Genomic DNA, 17,485 nt, shown 5'->3' with positions numbered 1-17,485 from the left:
TAACAAGGTTTGAAGAGACGAATTTGATTGAACCACAATAAATGTGTGGTCTAACATTTCTCCTTATTATTTGTAGTGGGTAGTCAGCCACTGTCTATTAAATAAATCATGTTTCCAAAAATAATACGGGAAAATGTATGAGCAATGTTAATAAAAAAGAAGGCGGAGAAAAACGCGCTTTGGAGTGGAAGGCGTTCCTCTTCATCACTGTTCTTTTGTTTCCGATTTTAAGCGTCGCTTTCGTCGGTGGGTACGGATTCATTGTCTGGATGCTGCAAATGTTTGTCTTCGGACCTCCAGGTGCACACGGATAACCGTAGATACGCCGCACTACGTTTCATCGAGAATATTGAGAGAACCGATCATGAAAGCATTTATCGTTAAATTTTGGCATACCCTGACTCGTCCGGCCGTCCACATCAGTTTGGGTGTTTTGACTATGGGCGGTTTTGTTGCCGGGGTCATCTTCTGGGGTGGCTTTAATACGGCGCTGGAAGCCACCAATACGGAAGAGTTTTGCATCAGTTGCCACACCATGCGTGACAACGTCTATGTGGAACTGCAGGAAACCGTCCATTGGAAGAACCATTCTGGCGTTCGGGCTACCTGCCCTGACTGTCACGTTCCTCATAATTGGACAGATAAGATCGCACGCAAGATGCAGGCGTCCAAAGAAGTGTTTGCCCAGGTATTTGGCAACTATGGTGAAGAAGGCGTGTTTGAAGAGCACCGAATTGAACTGGCGAAACACGAATGGGACCGTTTTTCGGCCAATAAATCATTAGAGTGCAAAAACTGCCATAACTATGACTCGATGGATTTTGAGCAGATGTCACCGACGGCGCGCATTCAGATGAAACAGGCGGCAGAAAAAGATCAGAGTTGTCTCGACTGCCACAAAGGGATAGCGCATAACCTGCCGAAAAATATGGACAGTGCAGCTGGCATTGTCGGTGAATTGGAAGCACTTGCTTCCAATACGGATTACGCCAAGGGGGCCACTTTGATCAGCGTGCGTCATCTGCCGGTTTATGAAGATGCAAACGCGACAGTGGAAGCGGGACTGCTCAATCCGGCCTCCGCCATCACGGTGGTGGATACCAAAGGTGAAATGGTGGCGGTTGAAATCTCTGGCTGGCGCAAAGCCAAAGGCTTTGGCCGCGTGATTCAGGAAGATTTCGGCATGAACATCGCCACAGCATCATTGCTGAAAGATGCAGCGCTGAGTGACGCGGTCGTGACCAAAGGAGAGAAGAAAGTGGATGAGTTGACCGGCCTGCCTTGGGAGCAAGTGACCGCCAAAGTATGGATGAAGAAACAAGCCATGCTGAACGATATTACGCCCGTATGGGAGAAGGCCGGTGCCGCTTACAAAACGAACTGTTCCGTTTGCCATACCCAGCCTAAAGAAGACCATTTCGACGCCAACACCTGGCCTGGTATGTTTGACGGTATGCTGGCGTTTGTGAACTTTGACACTGACACCGAAGCCCTGGTCTTGAAATACCTGCAAAAGCACTCTTCAGATTTTTCTGAAGGTCATCACTAATCTGCGTCAGATGGAGTAACTGAAATGGCGATTACACGTAGAAGTTTTCTTAAAGGTGTGGCTGCTACTAGCGCAGCCTCTGTGATAGGTCCGAGTCTGCTGGCGTCAGCCTCGGCAAGCGCGGCAGAAACGACCGGAAGCTGGAAAGTGTCCGGCTCACACTGGGGCGCGTTCCGTGCGCATGTCTACGCAGGTAAGGTTCAGGCGATTAAACCCTTGGAAACCGATATTCACCCCACGGACATGCTGAATGGTATTCAGGGGATTATCTATAACCCGTCGCGCGTGCGTTATCCGATGGTACGCTTGGATTGGTTGAAAAAGCACAAATACAGCGCTGATACTCGGGGGAACAACCGCTTTGTGCGCGTCACCTGGGATGAAGCCATCGATCTGTTTTACCGCGAGCTGGAGCGGGTACAGAAAGAGTATGGCCCTTGGGCCTTACATGCCGGTCAAACCGGCTGGAATCAGACAGGATCTTTCCACAACTGTACCGCGATGATGCAGCGTGCTGTCAATATGCACGGCAACTTTATTACCAAAGTTGGCGATTACTCGACCGGTGCCGGGCAGACCATCATGCCTTACGTACTGGGGTCGACAGAAGTCTACGCTCAGGGGACATCCTGGCCTGAGATCCTCAACAACTCGGATACCATTGTATTGTGGGCGAACGATCCGGTGAAAAACCTGCAAGTGGGCTGGAACTGTGAAACGCACCAGTCTTACGGCTATTTGGATCAACTCAAAGAGAAAGTTGCTAAGGGTGAAATCAAAGTTATCTCGGTCGATCCGGTCAAAAACAAGACGCAACGGTTTTTGCAAAACGACCATTTGTATATCAATCCACAAACGGACGTCGCCTTTATGCTGGCGGTGGCCCATGTTTTGTATAACGAAGCGTTGTACGACAAAGCGTTTATCAAGACCTACTGCCTGGGTTTTAATGAGTTCATCACCTATGTACAGGGGGAAACCAAAGACAAAGTAGAGAAAACCCCTGAGTGGGCGGCGGGGATTTGCGGGGTGGAGGCGGAGACGATTCGTCAGTTTGCCCGCTCTTTGGTGAAAGGCCGTACTCAGTTACTGTTTGGCTGGTGTATTCAGCGTCAGGAGCACGGCGAGCAGCCTTACTGGATGGGGGCGGTGTTGGCGGCAATGGTCGGTCAGATTGGTTTGCCTGGCGGCGGTATTTCTTATGGTCACCACTATTCCGGTATCGGTGTTCCATCAACTGGCTTCGCCGGTCCGGGCGGTTTTCCGCGCAACCTGGATCAGGGCAGTAAGCCGAAATGGGACAATAACGATTTCAATGGTTACAGCCGCACCATTCCCGTAGCGCGATGGATTGATGCGCTGATGGAGCCGGGTAAGAAGATCAACCACAACGGTAATTCGGTCACGCTCCCTGGCTTCAAAATGATGGTAATTTCCGGCAATAACCCATGGCACCACCATCAGGACCGTAACAAGATGAAGCAGGCGTTTCGTAAGCTGGAAACCGTCGTTACGGTCGACTTCAACTGGACCGCCACTTGCCGTTTTTCCGACATCGTCCTGCCCGCTTGTACACAGTGGGAGCGTAATGACATTGACTCTTACGGATCGTATTCAGGAAAAGGGCTCATTGCGATGCATCGCTTGGTCGATCCGCTGTTCCAGTCGCGCACCGACTTTGAGATCTTTACTGAGCTGACACGCCGCTTTGGCCGCCACGAAGAATACACGCGTGGTATGGATGAGATGGAGTGGGTGCGCTCGTTATATAACGATTGCAAAAAAGCCAATGACGGTAAGTTCGATATGCCGGAATTCGAGAAATTCTGGCAGCAGAGTGTCCTGGAGTTTGGTGAAGGCAAAACCTGGGTTCGCCATGCCGATTTTCGCAATGATCCGGAGCTTAATGCACTTGGGACGCCATCTGGTTTTATCGAGATTACATCTCGTAAAATCGGGCGCTTTGGTTACCAGCACTGTCAGGAACACCCGATGTGGTTTGAAAAAACGGAACGTTCGCACGGCGGGCCTGGCTCAGAGCGGTATCCGTTTGGGTTGCAGTCATGCCACCCGGATAAACGTCTGCACTCGCAGATGTGTGAATCTGAAGCGTTCCGGGCGAGTTATGCGGTACAAGGGCGCGAACCTGTTTACATCAACCCGGATGACGCCAAAGCCAAAGGCATTCAGGATGGAGACTTGGTGCGAGTGTTCAATGGCCGCGGCCAATTGCTGGCCGGAGCGGTTCTGAGTGACAGTTATCCACGAGGTGTTATCCGCATCGAAGAGGGCGCCTGGTACGGACCGCTGAATGAAAAAGAAGGCGCGATATGTACTTATGGCGACCCGAATACACTGACACTGGATATAGGCTCGTCTGAACTGGCTCAGGCCACATCAGCCAATACCTGCATTGTCGACTTTGAGAAATTCAGTGGTAAAGTGCCGCCAGTCACCGCGTTCGGCGGGCCAATCGAAGTGGCTTAAACCTGTTTGCTTTAGCGGCTGAAATGCCGGCCTTTGGGCCGGCACTTTTGTGTCTCCGGCAGCGGCACAAAGGAAAAAAGCGTGACCTGGGTAACTATTTGTACAGCGTTTCAAATAGACAAGTAGCGGGCAGGGTGCTGTAATTTAAACAGTTAATATGTTTTTGGTCACTGCCATGTCTTACCTCCTTACCCTTGCCAACCATCGTGAACTTGAGGTGCTTAACTCGAATCTGCACGCACAGGTGGAAGGCAATCAGGTCAGTTTTACCTATTCTGGCTTGTCCAATGACGCGCTGTCCGATGCGTATCCGCTGTTCCAATGCTCGTTTGATTGTGAATCAAGTGCGGTATTGCTCGGCGACGGCTTTCAGATGTTGGCGCAGACTTCGGGAACCGTTGCGCACCCCGTCGACATTGGACGTTGCCCGGACAACAGCACCAGCTATCGGATTTATTCCCATCAGGCTCGCAAACGCTACTACAACTATCTGTTGGTTGAAGATTCACTTGGTTACACTTTGTATGGGTTCACCTCTTGCTACCGTTTTGCCGGCTATTTTGAAATCAGTGAGCAGCAAGGCAAACCAGTCATCACCGCTTATCTGGATGGTGAGTACACCTGTCCGCAAGACTGGGAAACGAACCAGTTGGAATCGGTAGTGGTGTTGTCTGCGACATCATTATCCTGCTTGTTGCGCGAGTATGCAGAACGGATTACGGGCCATCATTTTCCCAGAGCAGGCGTCAAACAGACTGCGCCGATTGGCTGGTGTTCTTGGTATGCCTACTACGCCGATGTGACCGAGCAGGATATTCTCGACAATGTCGAACACATGAACCATGAACTCGATAAGCTGGAGTGGGTTCTGCTGGATGACGGGTATCAGGCGTTCATGGGGGATTGGCTGACGCCGTCTGATAAGTTCCCTTCCGGCGTGAAAGCCTTGATTCAGGATATTCGCCGCCGGGGTAAGAAGCCGGCCATCTGGTTGGCGCCGTTTATTGCTCAGCCGGAATCACAAGTGTTTCAAAACCACCCAGACTGGTTTGTGCGCCAAGCGGACGGCTCACTGCTGAAAGCGGAAGACGTCACCTATGGAGGATGGCGCTGCACACCCTGGTACATTCTCGATACCTCTAACCCCGATGTGCAAGAGCACCTGACGACGGTGGTACGCACCATGCGTGAAGAGTGGGGTGTGGAGCTGTTTAAGCTGGATGCGAATTATTGGGGGACGCTCAAAGGGCGCCGCTGGCAAAGCGGCGTAACTGGCGTACAAGCATATCGAATGGGTATGGCAGCGATAGCACAGGGCGCGGGCGATGCCTGGTTATTGGGGTGCAACGCACCGATGTGGCCATCACTGGGGCTGGTGGACGCAATGCGTGTCTCTGATGACGTGGAGCGGGATCCTCGTCGCTTTGAACAAATTGCGAAAGAAACCTTCTTTCGCAGTTGGCAACATCGTCAGCTATGGCAGATCGATCCCGATTGCGCCACTTTGGTTTCCTTGCCGAATCAGGCGACGGAGCGGCAGTATTACGAGTTTCACCGTAATGTGTTGTTGGCGTGTGGTGGTTTGCTGTTGTCGGGGGATCCCTTGCCTGAGCTGACTTCTTTTGCCAAAACATCGCTCGCTAAACTCATGATCCGCCATAAGCACACGCAGGAAGCGGCCCGTTTTACCGCACTCGGCCTTAATCATGCATTTTTGAAACTCACCGATCGCAACGATTTGCACTGCCTGTTTAATTATCAGCAGAGTGCACGGGATGTGGTACTGACCGCGGATCACCCAGTGTATTGGTACGATTACTGGAGTGGTGAAAAGCTGTGTGAAGAGCCCGTACAGATCATGGAAATTCCGTTGCAGGCCGGTTTATCGAGCCGCGCGATTATTACCGCCTGAGTGCACACAGATCTGGGCCTTAATCAGAGTTATTCAAACATCAAAAAATAACCGTAACCGACCAACAGGGCAGGAATTGATGAGTACACAGTGGCCATCAGGGCCGCTTTGGGCGCCATGGCGATGGCTGGGAACAGTGCATCGCCATCGTTGGAAATAGCGTTCGCAAGTTGTGCAGACAAAGGCACCGCACCGGATATGTATAAACTGGTGACCAGGATTTGCGGGCCACAACCTGGCAGCATACCAACGGCCACGGCCATCAAAGGAAGCAGCCATCCCCAGCCCGAAAATAGCGTAGCCAGGTTGGCACCGGTAAAGTGTGCGGACAACTCAAAAATCAGAAAGGCCACGATGACCCAGGCACTGACAAAATTGGTGTCCTGAGCGGTTTTTTGCAGCGGATGAGACGAAACCAGCTTGTTGTCTTCCGATACGGTTGACTCGTAGTCGCTGATCTCTTTCGTCAGCGCCCAGAGTAACGTGCTCACTACCGCCAACAGCGCGCCTAACCATTCAATGGTCATGCCCGGCAATGTCAACAGATGATTGACGTCGACCTGAAAAGATCCCAGAAATGCCACGATCATTGCCGGAGGCAGTAACCATTTCCAGAATGCGCCTTGCAGATTAATGGCGGTCTGTTCAAGTGGAGTATGGGACGCCTCTCGTTGGCAGGTCAGTGCACTTGAAGGGGGAGCTGGCCGCAGAAAATCGTCGCGATGAAGGACATTCACGGTCAAACCCGAGACGCATCCAACGACAATACCAATCGTGATGACCAACAACCCGGTCACTGGTTCGCTCGCCAGTAGCAGGAAGGCCGCATCGCCCATGGTTGAGGTCAACACCGCGACGACGGCGCCGAATCCGACCCGGCCACTGACAAACTGAGTAGTTACGACAATCGCACCGCCACACCCGGGCAAGGCACCCAGCAGAGAGGCCAATACAACTTGGCCTGAGCGTGAGCTCTGATACAGCGCGACAAGGCGGTTTTTGCCACTCATTACAATGGCCAGGTAGTGATACAGCGCCAGGGTAAAGGCCACGTAACAGGAGACTGCCCAAAAAGCATCAGATAAGGTCGTGACGGTCACCATCCGTGTCGGTTGTGCTAACAGCAGGGCGGATAACAATGCTGGTAAAATTAACCGTTTATGTGCGAGCTGAAACTGTGAAACCGACAGCCAGCGGGGAAGAGTTATTGTCAGCATACGCAACGCAATTACCTATAATGAGAATTATTCTCATTATAGGTAATTGATAATCATTCGCAATAGTTTTTTTGACCGCCAATCCGTCAGATTTTTCTTGCTCTCAGACAATGACAATCTGTCGTTTTCAGGTAAAGTAGCCGCCTTTGTGAGCAATTACCCTGATGGTTTCCGCCGTTCAGGGACAACATCAAATAACAGGAAATAACATGATTCTAGTGGTAGGTCATAAGAACCCAGACAGTGACAGTATCTGTGGTGCTCTGGTAGCGACTGAGTTGCTGAAAGCTCGTGGTCTGAGCGCGAAGCCGGTTCGTCAAGGTGAAATCAACCGTGAGACGCAACACATTCTCGCCACAGCCGGAGTCGATCAACCTGAGCTGTGCACCAGTGTGGCCGGTGAGAAAGTCTGGTTGGTGGACTATACGGATCTGGCTCAGGCGCCGGATGACATTGCGCAAGCGGAAATCTTAGGTATTGTCGATCATCACCGTCTGGGTGATGTGATGACCACGAATCCGTTGGAAGCCTGGATTTGGCCAGTAGGATGTACCTGCACCATTTTGTTTAACCTGTTCAAAATGGAACAAGCGACCATCACGCGTCCGTTAGCTATTCTGATGATGTCGGCCATCTTGTCAGATACCGTGGGTTTCGCCTCTCCGACATGCACGCCAAAAGATGAAGAAGCGGTACACGCACTGGCAGAGATCGCTGGTGTGACCGATCTTGACGGCTTCATCAAAGCACTGCTGATCGCAAAAACGGACATTGCAGGCTTGTCGGCGGCGGAATTGGTTGAAAAAGATCTTAAAGCCTACCCATTCAACGGCCGTGATGTGGTGGTTGGTCAGGTTGAACTGGCAACCCTGGATCAGGTGGATGGTATGATCGAAGCACTGGAAGCGGATTTGCAACGTCGCTGCGAGGAAGATCAACTGGCGTTTGCGGCGGTGATGTTGACAGACATCACGACAGCTCAAACTCGCTTGATCTACAAGGGTGAGTGGGCGTCTAAACTGGAAAAACATGAACAGAATGGCCAGTTGATGATGGAGAATACCCTGAGTCGTAAGAAGCAGGGTTGGCCATGGCTACAAGCTGAACTGGCGTAATCTGTCAATGTAGTAGAGGCTCCTGATGGAGCCTTTATTATGCCGGGCGGATGCGCTGCGATTACTTAAAACAGGGCGCTTTGTTAAAGTGGCTCTCGACCATGCGCTGGGTAATGATGTGCTGCGGGTTCGAGAGAATATCGAGTGTCTCGCCGAATTCAACCACTTCCCCTTCATGCATAACCATGATCTTATCGGTGATGTGTTTGATGATCCCAATGTGCTGGGATACGTAAATGAACGATACCCCCATCTCTTCCTGCAACTCGAGAAACAAGTTGATGATCTGCGAGCGCATCGCCATATCCAGGCCGTTGAGCGCTTCATCGGCCACGATAATTGAGGGTTGCAGAATCAGTGCCCGAGCCAGACATACCCGTTGTTTCTGACCGGCCGCCAACATTTGCGGATAAAAGTAGGCATGCTCTGGTAATAAGCCCACCCGCCGCAGAGTGTCTTTGACCCTTTTTATGCGCGCTTCTGGCGGCATGTTGGTGTTTCGTTTCAGCGGACCTTCGAGAATCCGGCCAATCTGAATACGCGGATTCAATGAGGTATTGGGATCCTGAAAAATCATCCGAATTAGCTTACAGCGTGTGGAATAATCCTTATGTTCCAGCTTGTCCCCATTAACGAAAATGTCGCCTGAAGATGGCTCAATAACCCCGGCCAGCATACGTGCCAACGTTGACTTGCCTGAGCCATTCTGGCCGATAAAACCAAGCGTTTGACCTGCTTCAAGCGTAAAGCTGACCGGCTTTACCGCGTGATGCACTTTTTTGCGGAACAATCCGCTGCGGGTCACAAAGTCTTTCGTCAGACCGTTGACTTCTAGCAGCGCACTCATTTCGATTTCTCCATATTCAACGGGAAGTGACAGGCAAACTTATGGTTTTTTACCCGGCGCGTATGCGGGCTTTCTACACATTGGCGTTGTGCGTATGGGCAGCGAGGCCCTAGGCGGCAACCAATCGGCAGGTGCTGGAGCGGAGGAATCGAACCTGGCAGTGACTGCAGCTTCTCTTTGTGCGGAATCCAGTCACTGAAATCGGGCATCGCTTTCAGCAGCGCAGCGGTGTACGGGTGCTTTGGCGCAGAGAGAATTTTGGCGGTGTCAGCGGACTCAACCGACTGACCACAATACATCACGGTAATGCGGTTAGCCCACTGGGTAATGGTCGTCAGGTCATGGCCGATCAGCATGATCGCCGTGTTGTTGATTTGGTTCATCCGGCTGAGCAGACGCAGGATCTGCGATTGGGTAATCGGGTCCAAGTCGTTAGTCGGCTCATCGGCTATCAGCAGCTTAGGCTTGGTGGCAATCGCCATTGCTATCATGATTTTCTGACACTCACCATCGGTCAGTTCATACGGGTAGCTGTTCATGATCCGTGAGTGGTCTTTGATGCCGACCTTGTGTAATAGGGCAATGGCCTGTTTTTTTCGCCAGCCGAACCGTTGCCACCATTTGCCTTCAAAAGCACGCCATGGAATGGATTCGATCAATTGCTTGCCGACTTCTTCAGAAGGATCAAGACAGGTGGAGGGCTCCTGAAATATCATCGCGATGTCACGTGAGATTACCCGGCGTCGCTCTCGGGGCGTCAGTTGCAACAGATCGATGTTACCGAGCCGCATTCGGTCAGCGGTAATTTTCCAGTTGTCTTTACAGACACCTACGATGGCTTTTGCTACCAGACTTTTCCCTGAGCCAGATTCGCCCACTAAGCCGCGGATCTCACCTTCACTCATGGTGATACTCATACGGTCGACTGCTTTGACCATGCCCTGTGGGGTATCGATTTCAATGGTCAGGTGTCGAATATCTAAAAGTGGCATTATTCCGTCCCCGCATTCAACGCTTGGCGGGCGCCTTCGCCGACCAGGTTGACAACAATAACAGTGAACATAATCGCCAGGCCGGGCAGTGTCACCGTCCATGGAGCCAGATAAATCAGCTCCACAGAGTCACCGATGATGGCGCCCCATTCGGTACTTGGTGCCTGTGCACCAAGACCGAGAAAACCCAGTGCCGTTATATCAAGAATAGCCAGAGACAGAGCAAAAGTAATCTCATGCGCGATCACAATCAGTATGTTCGGCAGAATAGAGTTCCATAGCAAATAAAAATCGTTGGCGCCATCTAATCGTGCCGCCATGATGTAGTCTTTTTCGACTTCATTATGCACCGCTATGTAGACCGAACGGATGAATCGGGGGATCAGAGCCAAGCAAATCGCCAACAGGACATTGAATTCCCCGAAACCAAGCAGAGCTACAAAAATAACCGCTAAGAGCAGTGACGGGATAGACATCACGGTATCCAGCAGGTGATTGAGCGTACTGGACAACAGCCCTCTGGTCATGCCGGCCAGAATACCGATCGCACAGCCAACTACGGTCGCGATAGCCGTGATCAGAATTGCGGCGCCAAAGGTCAGTTGTGAGCCGCTGATCAGGCGTGACAGAATATCGCGGCCAAGATCGTCGGTGCCGAAGAAATAATCAACGGTGCCCGCCGGGTTCCAGGAGGGCGGGACCAATAGCTCGCCAGTCTGAGCCTGTGGATCATGCGGTGTCAGCCAGGGAGAGAATAGAGTGATGAGCAGCAGCAAGACAAGGCACCAAAGGCCGAACATCGCCAGGCTATTGGCCCGATAGCTGCGCCAGAAGCGCTCAAACTGAGTCGGGATGCGTTCTTCCTGATAAATGTTATTTGTTAGCATACCACTCTTTCCTTACCAGCGGATTGACCATCGCGCCGATCAAATCAGACAGAATGTTGGCGGTCAGAACTAAGGTCGCAACCACGATCACACCTGCCTGAATGGCGACGTAATCCTGATTAGCCAGAGCGTCCAGCAGCCAGCGGCCGATGCCCGGCCAGTTGAAAATCGATTCCGTGATGATTGCCAGCGTCAGCATGCTTGAGAGCTGAACCCCAATCTTCGGGATGATCGGTGGAATGGCGTTGCGCAGCACGTGTTGGGTCACAATCTCATAGTTGGACAGACCGCGGATGCGAGCGACCCGAATGTAGTTTTGTGTGATGACTTCCGCCACCGATGTACGCATCAGGCGAATAACCTGGGTTGTTGGTGCCAGCGCCAGAACCAGACACGGTAAGATCATGTGTTCAATGACACTTTGCAGTGCATGTGCGCGGTAGATATCTTTGGCCAGCATGGTATCAATCAGAGCAAACCCCGTGACATGTTCGACTTCATACAGTAAGTCATAACGACCGGATACGGGCAGGATCTGAAAGTGGAGAGAGAACACCATGATGAGCAGCAGCGCCACCCAAAAGACCGGCGCTGAGTAACCGGACATGGAGACAAACGAGATCACCGTATCCAGCCATTTTCCCGGTTTCATGCCGGCAATGGTGCCCAGTGGGATGCCAATCAGCAGCGAGACAATGAAAGCGATAAAACACAGCTCCAGCGTCGCAGGGAAGACGATTTTCAGTTCTTCAATCACAGGCGTGCCAGCTTTGTTTACACCGAAATTCAATTGGATCAACTCGCGCAGGTAGGACACCCAGCCTTGCCAGAAATCCTGCAGCGCCCAGGGAGACTCGGGATCGAGGCGCAACAGGCTGTAGCCGACAATGGTCAGAATCAACAGCGTGATGATAAACAGGTTGAAGCGACGAATTGTATACACAAACATACTATTTAGCCCTCTCTACCAGATCGAAAGGCTGAGAGTTAAACGGACTGATTTTAAAGCCCACCAGTGATTTGTCCTTAGCTTGAAATTGCATCCCGTGTGACAAAGGAATCACCGGGAACTCCTCATTGAGGATGTTTTGTGCCTGCTTGTACAGATTGAGGCGGTAACGAGGCCGATCAACTTCCCGTGCCAGATCGAGCAAGAAGTCGAAATCGCTGTTGCACCATAATGACACGTTAAGCCCGGCGCGTTCGGAATCGCATGACAGCAGTGGCCGGAAGAAGTTATCCGGATCGCCGGTCGCGGCATTCCAACCAGTTAAGAAGAGATCAACGTGCTCTTGCTCCACCGCTTCTTTACGGTTAAAGCGATCATCGGTCAACAGGTTCACTTTGACACCGATGTCGGCCAGGTTAGCCTGAATCAACTCTGCTGTTTTCCGGGGGCTTGGGTTGTAAGCGCGTGGCTCAAGCGGTACCAGCATATTCAGTTCCAGACCATTTTTGTAACCGGCATCACGCAGCAGAGCGATGGCATAATTACGATCATAACGAACCTGAATGGTGTCTTTCTGATAAGCCCAGGAATCGGGTGGCAATACCGAGTACGCTACCTGGCCAGTGCCGTAATACACAGAATCAAGAATGTTCTGCCTGTTAATGGCGAAGTTAAGTGCTTTTCGCACCCGCTTATCATTGAGTGCCGGATGCGATGTATTCACGGCGATAAACGAGATGTTCATTGACGGTTTGGCCACCAAATCGAGCCCTGGTTGGCGCTCGATGACTGGCAACTGGCTTGAAATTGGCGAATTGAGTACGTCGCACTCTTTGCGCAGTAGTTTCGCCAGTGTACCAGTGCCGCGGTGGGAGATGTCAAAGACGACTTGCTCCATTTTCGCCGGACCTTTCCAGTAGGTTGGGTTGCGCTTGAGACGCACCAGATCGTTGACCTGATAGTCATCGAGATAAAATGGCCCGGTGCCAACCGGCTGTGAGTCCATTAACGGCTTTTCGTCGTTGATCACCAACTCGTCGCCATACTCTTTCGAATGAATCACAGCGTGGCTGGTGGCGATGTTCGACAAAAAGGTGTTATCCGGACGGGAGAGGATGAACAATACTTCAGAGTCAGACAGCGCACGGACTTCCTGAATCAGGTTGGAGAAGCCGATGCCGTGAAACCAGGGATACTGGCCGTTACCTACGTAATGAAAGGGGTGCGACGAATCGATAATACGGCGGAAGCTGAACACGACATCGTCTGCGTTCAGCGTGCGGGTCGGCGTAAACCATGGGGTGGTCTGAAACCAGACGTCCTGGCGTAAGGTGAAAGTGTATTGCGTCCCGGACGCATCGACCCGCCAGCTTTTCGCCAGATTGGCGATGGGTCGGTGAGATTTAGGATCCAGAACCAGCAGCGTATCAAATAGCTGCGGGCTCAGTGTCTCAGAGGTGATCCCGCTGTCGACCAGCTGTGGGTTGAATGTGTCCGGACTACCCTGACCGCAATAAACAAAGCCCGTCTGGCGTACCTTGCTATGGTCGATTTTGTCGCCACAGCCAGCCAGCAGGCCGAGGCTGCATAGTCCAAGTGTCAGTCGAATGATCGCTTTCATAGAAAGAACAGTAAAGTGGTTCACGGCGGAACAAAGCCTGATATTATGCCCCAGATTTTTGCCAATGTATCACTAAAACGCACAAAAACATTGAGTAGAAAGGGGATTCCTCAAAAAATTGTCTATTTTTGCCCGGTCATGTCGTATTTACGCATCATGCCTCTGAACTGATGATAGCTGAGCCCGAGCAGTTCTGCTGCGCGGCGTTGATTGAATTTAGCCGCTTCCATCACCTGACCTAACAACCACTTATCCTGATGTTCTTGCCACTGTTTGTAGTCCATCGGAAAGCTGAACTCTTGCTCGTTTGGTTTCTCTGGGGGTTCCGTTTTTGCCTCTTCCTGCCACTCGACCTGAAAGGGATCCAGTACGATTTCGTCGATTGGCGCGTCACTGATACCATGCTGATACACCGCCCGTTCGACCACATTCTTCAGTTCACGCACATTGCCCGGCCACTGATAAGCCAACAACTGCTCAATGGCTCGGGTAGAGAAGCCGACAAACAGCGCCAGATCCAATTCGCGACACATTTTGATGGCGTAGTATTCGGCCAGTAGCAGGATATCTTCACGGCGCGCTCGCAGTGGCGGCAAATGAATGACATCGAACGCCAGACGGTCTAATAAATCAGCGCGGAATTCCCCGGCACTCGCCAGAACTGGGAGGTCGGCATTGGTGGCGCAAATCAATCGTACATTGGCGCTGAGCAACTGATTGCCACCTACGCGTTCGTACTGGCCGTATTCGATGACCCGCAGCAGCTTTTCCTGAACCAGCAGAGGGGCGGTGGCGAGTTCATCCAGGAACAGAGTGCCATTCTCCGCGCGCTCGAAGCGGCCCTGATGCCGGCCTTTGGAGCCAGTGAAGGCGCCAGCTTCATGACCAAACAACTCTGAGTCAATCAGGCCTTCACTTAATGTGGCGCAGTTAAGCGACACCAACGGCTGATCCCAGCGTTTAGACAAATAGTGTAAACGCTGGGCAATCAGTTCTTTACCGGTACCGCGTTCGCCCAGAATGAGCACTGGTCGATCGATTGCCGCCAGCTTTGATACTTTATCCAACACTGACAGAAAGCGTGGAGACTCGCCAATTAGGTTCTGTTGCATCGTGGACCTCAGAGAAGTGGTTAAATTTACCAACTGTTAGTGAATCACATCTTAGCACAACGGTCGCGCTGGGAGGTGTTAAAGTTAACCTATTGAATATATTTAACTTTAAAAGCTGGCACGAGACTTGATATGTAAAGGGGAAATGGCCGTGAATGGTCTATTCATAAACTCTATCGACAGGAGAATCATCATGGGTATCTTTTCTCGTTTTGCAGATATTGTGAACTCAAACATCAGTGCGTTGCTCGACAAGGCGGAAGATCCAGAAAAAATGATCCGCCTGATCATCCAGGAAATGGAAGACACCTTGGTGGAGGTGCGCACCAATTCCGCGAAAGCGATTGCTGATAAGAAAGAACTGGCGCGTAAAGTAGACGCAATGGAAGCGCAGATTGGTGAATGGCAGAATAAAGCCACGCTGGCTCTAACCAAGCAGCGTGAAGATCTGGCTCGTGCAGCCCTGATTGAAAAGCAGAAGCTACAGGACCTGATCAAAGGTTTGCACACCGAGCAGACGTTGGTGGACGAAACCATCGATAAACTGACCGGTGAAATTGGCAAGCTGGAAACCAAGATCGCGGAGACCCGGGCAAAGCAACAAGCGCTTGCTATCCGTAATCAGACTGCGCATAACCGCCGTGATGTACAAAAGCATCTGCATGCCAGCCGCACAGATGAGGCCATGGCAAAATTTGAGCAGTACTCACGCAAAGTGGATGAGTTGGAAGCGGAAGCGGATCTGTATGCACAATCTGGTCAGGCAAAATCACTTGAGCAGGAATTTGCCGAGTTGCAGGCTGAGGATGAAATTGAAAAAGAGCTGGCTAAATTGAAAGCTCAGGTTGAAGGTAAGAAGTCAGATACTGAATAATTACAGTCATAGAGTGCGCCGGATATCGTCTCCGGCGCGTCACAGAATCTGGTTGAGTTAGGAGTTGCCAATGTCATCATTTTTGATTGCAGGACCATTGATTGTCTTTTTGATTTTCGTCGCCCCATTGTGGCTGTTTCTGCATTATCGCAGTAAACGCAAAGTTGCCAGCGGTTTATCTCAGGATGAACAACAGACACTGAATACGCTGTCTGAGCGGGCAGAATCGATGCAGCAACGTATCGAAACCCTGGAGCGAATTCTGGACGCAGAGTCACCAAACTGGAGAAAACGCTATGAGTAACCGAGAGCTGTATCGTGACACAGTGAACGGCAAGATCACGGGGGTGTGTGCCGGGTTAGCCAATTACATTGGTGCCGAAGTATGGCTGGTGCGTATTCTGGTGATCTCGGCCGCGTTGCTGGGCGGGAGCTTTCTGGTGCTGCTGGCCTATATTGCGCTGACTCTGATGTTGGAAAAGCAGCCGGCCGGTTACGGTGAAAGCATCAAAACCCAGCAGCAACACTCGTTGAAAAATAAGCCTTGGCAACAGGGGCAGACGCCGAAACAGCTACTGCACACACTGGAAGCGGATTTTGACCGCATCGAAAACCGGATCAGAGATGTGGAAGCATACGTTACCTCTGATGCATTTAAAGTGAACCGTGAATTCAGCAAATTGTAACGTCAGGTGATGAGGCGAACGCCTCATCAATATCGGATTGGGGTTGTCATTGCACGGGATTGAGACTCAGATACGGTTCATAAATGAAACCCGAGTTGTTTTTCCCCGCTCAAACCGTTCATTTCAAAAGAACTCCATACTGCTGGTGTGGAAACTGGCTGGGCATTCATCTATCTTTTAGCTATTGAATTTGAATGGATGTCCTGACATGCGTAAGGCAATGATCCTGATAGCCGTAGCCTCTGCTCTGGGAGGCTGCGGGAAAGAACTTCCTCCGGTTCCAGAGCCCGACTCCAGACCGGCAAAATTATTCTCGGTTTCTGTTGGTAATTCCAAGTTTGAACGTACTTTTCCTGCCACCTCAGAAGCGGGTGATCGAGCGGTTCTGGCCTTTCGTGTCCCGGGACAACTGATGTCGATCGATGTCACGGCTGGTCAGCGAGTCACAAAAGGCGATGTGTTGGCCAAACTGGATCCTGATGAATATGCGTTACTGGAGAAAAAGGCTCAGGCCAACTTCCAACTGGCTAAAGTGCAGTACGATCGCTTTAAGAAGTTGCGCAGAGATCAGGTGGTCTCTGAACAGGACTTCGACCAAGCCCAAGCCAATCTCAATTCCGCTCAGGCAACGCTCTCTCAGGCCAAAGCCAATCTCCGCTATACCCAACTAGTCGCGCCTTATGATGGCACCATCTCCATTCTGCCCGCGGAGAACTATGAGTTTGTCGCCGCCAAGCAAGGAGTCATGAACATTCAGTCGCATCGCTTACTGAAAGTGATTTTCCAGATCCCGGATTATCTTCTGAATCGGTACTCGGCGGCGCAACCCGATGCGCAAGTGACCTTCGATGCATTTCCAGAGCGGTCGTTCAAATTGACGTATCAGGAAATCGACACTGAGGCCGATCCCAAAACAGCCAGTTACAAAGTGACCATGGTGATGGAGCGCCCTGAAGATGTCGGTATTTTGCCAGGCATGTCGGGAAACGTTCTGGTATCTGCAGACTCGTCGGGTGCGATCCCAGTGCCCGCAGCGGCGCTGTTTCAACAAGACGATCAGACCTATGTCTGGCGGGTCAATACTCAGGGCATCGTGGAGCAAGTGGCGATTACGATCAACGACCAGCGTCAGATCATGTCCGGGCTTAACGATGGCGACCAGATCATCGTGTCGGGTGTCAGTGGTATTCAGCCGGGCATTAAAGTGCGTGAATGGATCAAAGAGCGGGGACTATAA

Annotated in this window: 16 protein-coding genes; 9 read left to right on the top strand and 7 right to left on the bottom strand. The window is 51.4% G+C overall.

The features are described from left to right. Positions 1-137: 137 nt before the first annotated feature. The 4 genes from torE to CAG64_RS15895 all read left to right on the top strand — a co-directional run bounded on the left by torE (position 138) and on the right by CAG64_RS15895 (position 5,948). Positions 138-314 (top strand): trimethylamine N-oxide reductase system protein TorE, encoded by a 177-nt coding sequence (gene torE, locus CAG64_RS15910; protein ID WP_021707124.1) that lies wholly within the window; start codon positions 138-140, stop codon positions 312-314. Between the two features lie 50 nt (positions 315-364). After that, the gene (gene torC, locus CAG64_RS15905) at positions 365-1,549 is read left to right on the top strand and encodes a pentaheme c-type cytochrome TorC (RefSeq protein WP_161457297.1); all 1,185 of its coding nucleotides are present in this window, start codon (positions 365-367) and stop codon (positions 1,547-1,549) included. A gap of 24 nt (positions 1,550-1,573) precedes the next feature. After that, complete coding sequence (gene torA / locus CAG64_RS15900) at positions 1,574-4,036, top strand: trimethylamine-N-oxide reductase TorA (protein WP_161489337.1); 2,463 nt, start codon at positions 1,574-1,576, stop codon at positions 4,034-4,036. Positions 4,037-4,211: 175 nt separating this feature from the next. Further along, a complete protein-coding gene (locus CAG64_RS15895; protein ID WP_161457299.1) occupies positions 4,212-5,948 on the top strand; it encodes a glycoside hydrolase family 36 protein in 1,737 nt (578 codons plus the stop codon). Positions 5,949-5,977: 29 nt separating this feature from the next. On the opposite strand, the gene CAG64_RS15890 is transcribed toward CAG64_RS15895, so the two are convergent. Continuing rightward, complete coding sequence (locus CAG64_RS15890; protein WP_161457300.1) at positions 5,978-7,165, bottom strand: putative manganese transporter; 1,188 nt, start codon at positions 7,163-7,165, stop codon at positions 5,978-5,980. 209 nt (positions 7,166-7,374) lie between these two features. Between CAG64_RS15890 and CAG64_RS15885 the strand changes: the two genes are divergently transcribed. After that, positions 7,375-8,280: a manganese-dependent inorganic pyrophosphatase gene (locus CAG64_RS15885; RefSeq protein WP_161454873.1), complete on the top strand. Its 906-nt coding sequence runs from the start codon at positions 7,375-7,377 to the stop codon at positions 8,278-8,280. Between the two features lie 61 nt (positions 8,281-8,341). On the opposite strand, the gene CAG64_RS15880 is transcribed toward CAG64_RS15885, so the two are convergent. From CAG64_RS15880 to pspF, 6 genes are all read right to left on the bottom strand, one after another. Next, positions 8,342-9,127, bottom strand: a complete 786-nt coding sequence (locus CAG64_RS15880) for a peptide ABC transporter ATP-binding protein (RefSeq protein WP_021707118.1) — start codon at positions 9,125-9,127, stop codon at positions 8,342-8,344. Next, positions 9,124-10,119, bottom strand: a complete 996-nt coding sequence (locus tag CAG64_RS15875) for a peptide ABC transporter ATP-binding protein (protein ID WP_161454875.1) — start codon at positions 10,117-10,119, stop codon at positions 9,124-9,126. The genes CAG64_RS15880 and CAG64_RS15875 overlap by 4 nt, the downstream gene beginning before the upstream one ends. Then, the gene (locus CAG64_RS15870; RefSeq protein ID WP_161454876.1) at positions 10,119-11,006 is read right to left on the bottom strand and encodes an ABC transporter permease subunit; all 888 of its coding nucleotides are present in this window, start codon (positions 11,004-11,006) and stop codon (positions 10,119-10,121) included. Before CAG64_RS15870 ends, CAG64_RS15875 begins: the two co-directional genes overlap by 1 nt. Then, positions 10,993-11,955 (bottom strand): ABC transporter permease, encoded by a 963-nt coding sequence (locus CAG64_RS15865; protein ID WP_021707115.1) that lies wholly within the window; start codon positions 11,953-11,955, stop codon positions 10,993-10,995. The genes CAG64_RS15870 and CAG64_RS15865 overlap by 14 nt, the downstream gene beginning before the upstream one ends. Before the next feature lies 1 nt (position 11,956). Beyond that, complete coding sequence (locus CAG64_RS15860) at positions 11,957-13,576, bottom strand: ABC transporter substrate-binding protein (protein WP_161457301.1); 1,620 nt, start codon at positions 13,574-13,576, stop codon at positions 11,957-11,959. A 122-nt stretch (positions 13,577-13,698) separates the two neighbouring features. Next, positions 13,699-14,688: a phage shock protein operon transcriptional activator gene (pspF, locus tag CAG64_RS15855; RefSeq protein ID WP_161457302.1), complete on the bottom strand. Its 990-nt coding sequence runs from the start codon at positions 14,686-14,688 to the stop codon at positions 13,699-13,701. 193 nt (positions 14,689-14,881) lie between these two features. On the opposite strand from pspF, the gene pspA reads away from it, so the two are divergent. The 4 genes from pspA (at position 14,882) to CAG64_RS15835 (ending at position 17,485) form a co-directional block, all read left to right on the top strand. Then, entirely contained in the window at positions 14,882-15,562 is a 681-nt protein-coding gene (pspA, locus tag CAG64_RS15850) for a phage shock protein PspA (protein WP_021707112.1), read from the top strand. 70 nt (positions 15,563-15,632) lie between these two features. Beyond that, entirely contained in the window at positions 15,633-15,866 is a 234-nt protein-coding gene (pspB, locus tag CAG64_RS15845) for an envelope stress response membrane protein PspB (RefSeq protein ID WP_021707111.1), read from the top strand. Further along, complete coding sequence (gene pspC, locus CAG64_RS15840) at positions 15,859-16,248, top strand: envelope stress response membrane protein PspC (RefSeq protein WP_021707110.1); 390 nt, start codon at positions 15,859-15,861, stop codon at positions 16,246-16,248. Before pspB ends, pspC begins: the two co-directional genes overlap by 8 nt. Positions 16,249-16,456: 208 nt before the next feature. Beyond that, a complete protein-coding gene (locus CAG64_RS15835; RefSeq protein ID WP_161457303.1) occupies positions 16,457-17,485 on the top strand; it encodes an efflux RND transporter periplasmic adaptor subunit in 1,029 nt (342 codons plus the stop codon).

The organism is Vibrio sp. V38_P2S17PM301, from assembly GCF_009904845.1.
Taxonomy (GTDB): domain Bacteria; phylum Pseudomonadota; class Gammaproteobacteria; order Enterobacterales; family Vibrionaceae; genus Vibrio; species Vibrio proteolyticus.
The sequence above is the reverse complement of the archived record's forward strand: the minus strand, read 5'-3'. Positions and strand labels throughout refer to the sequence as shown.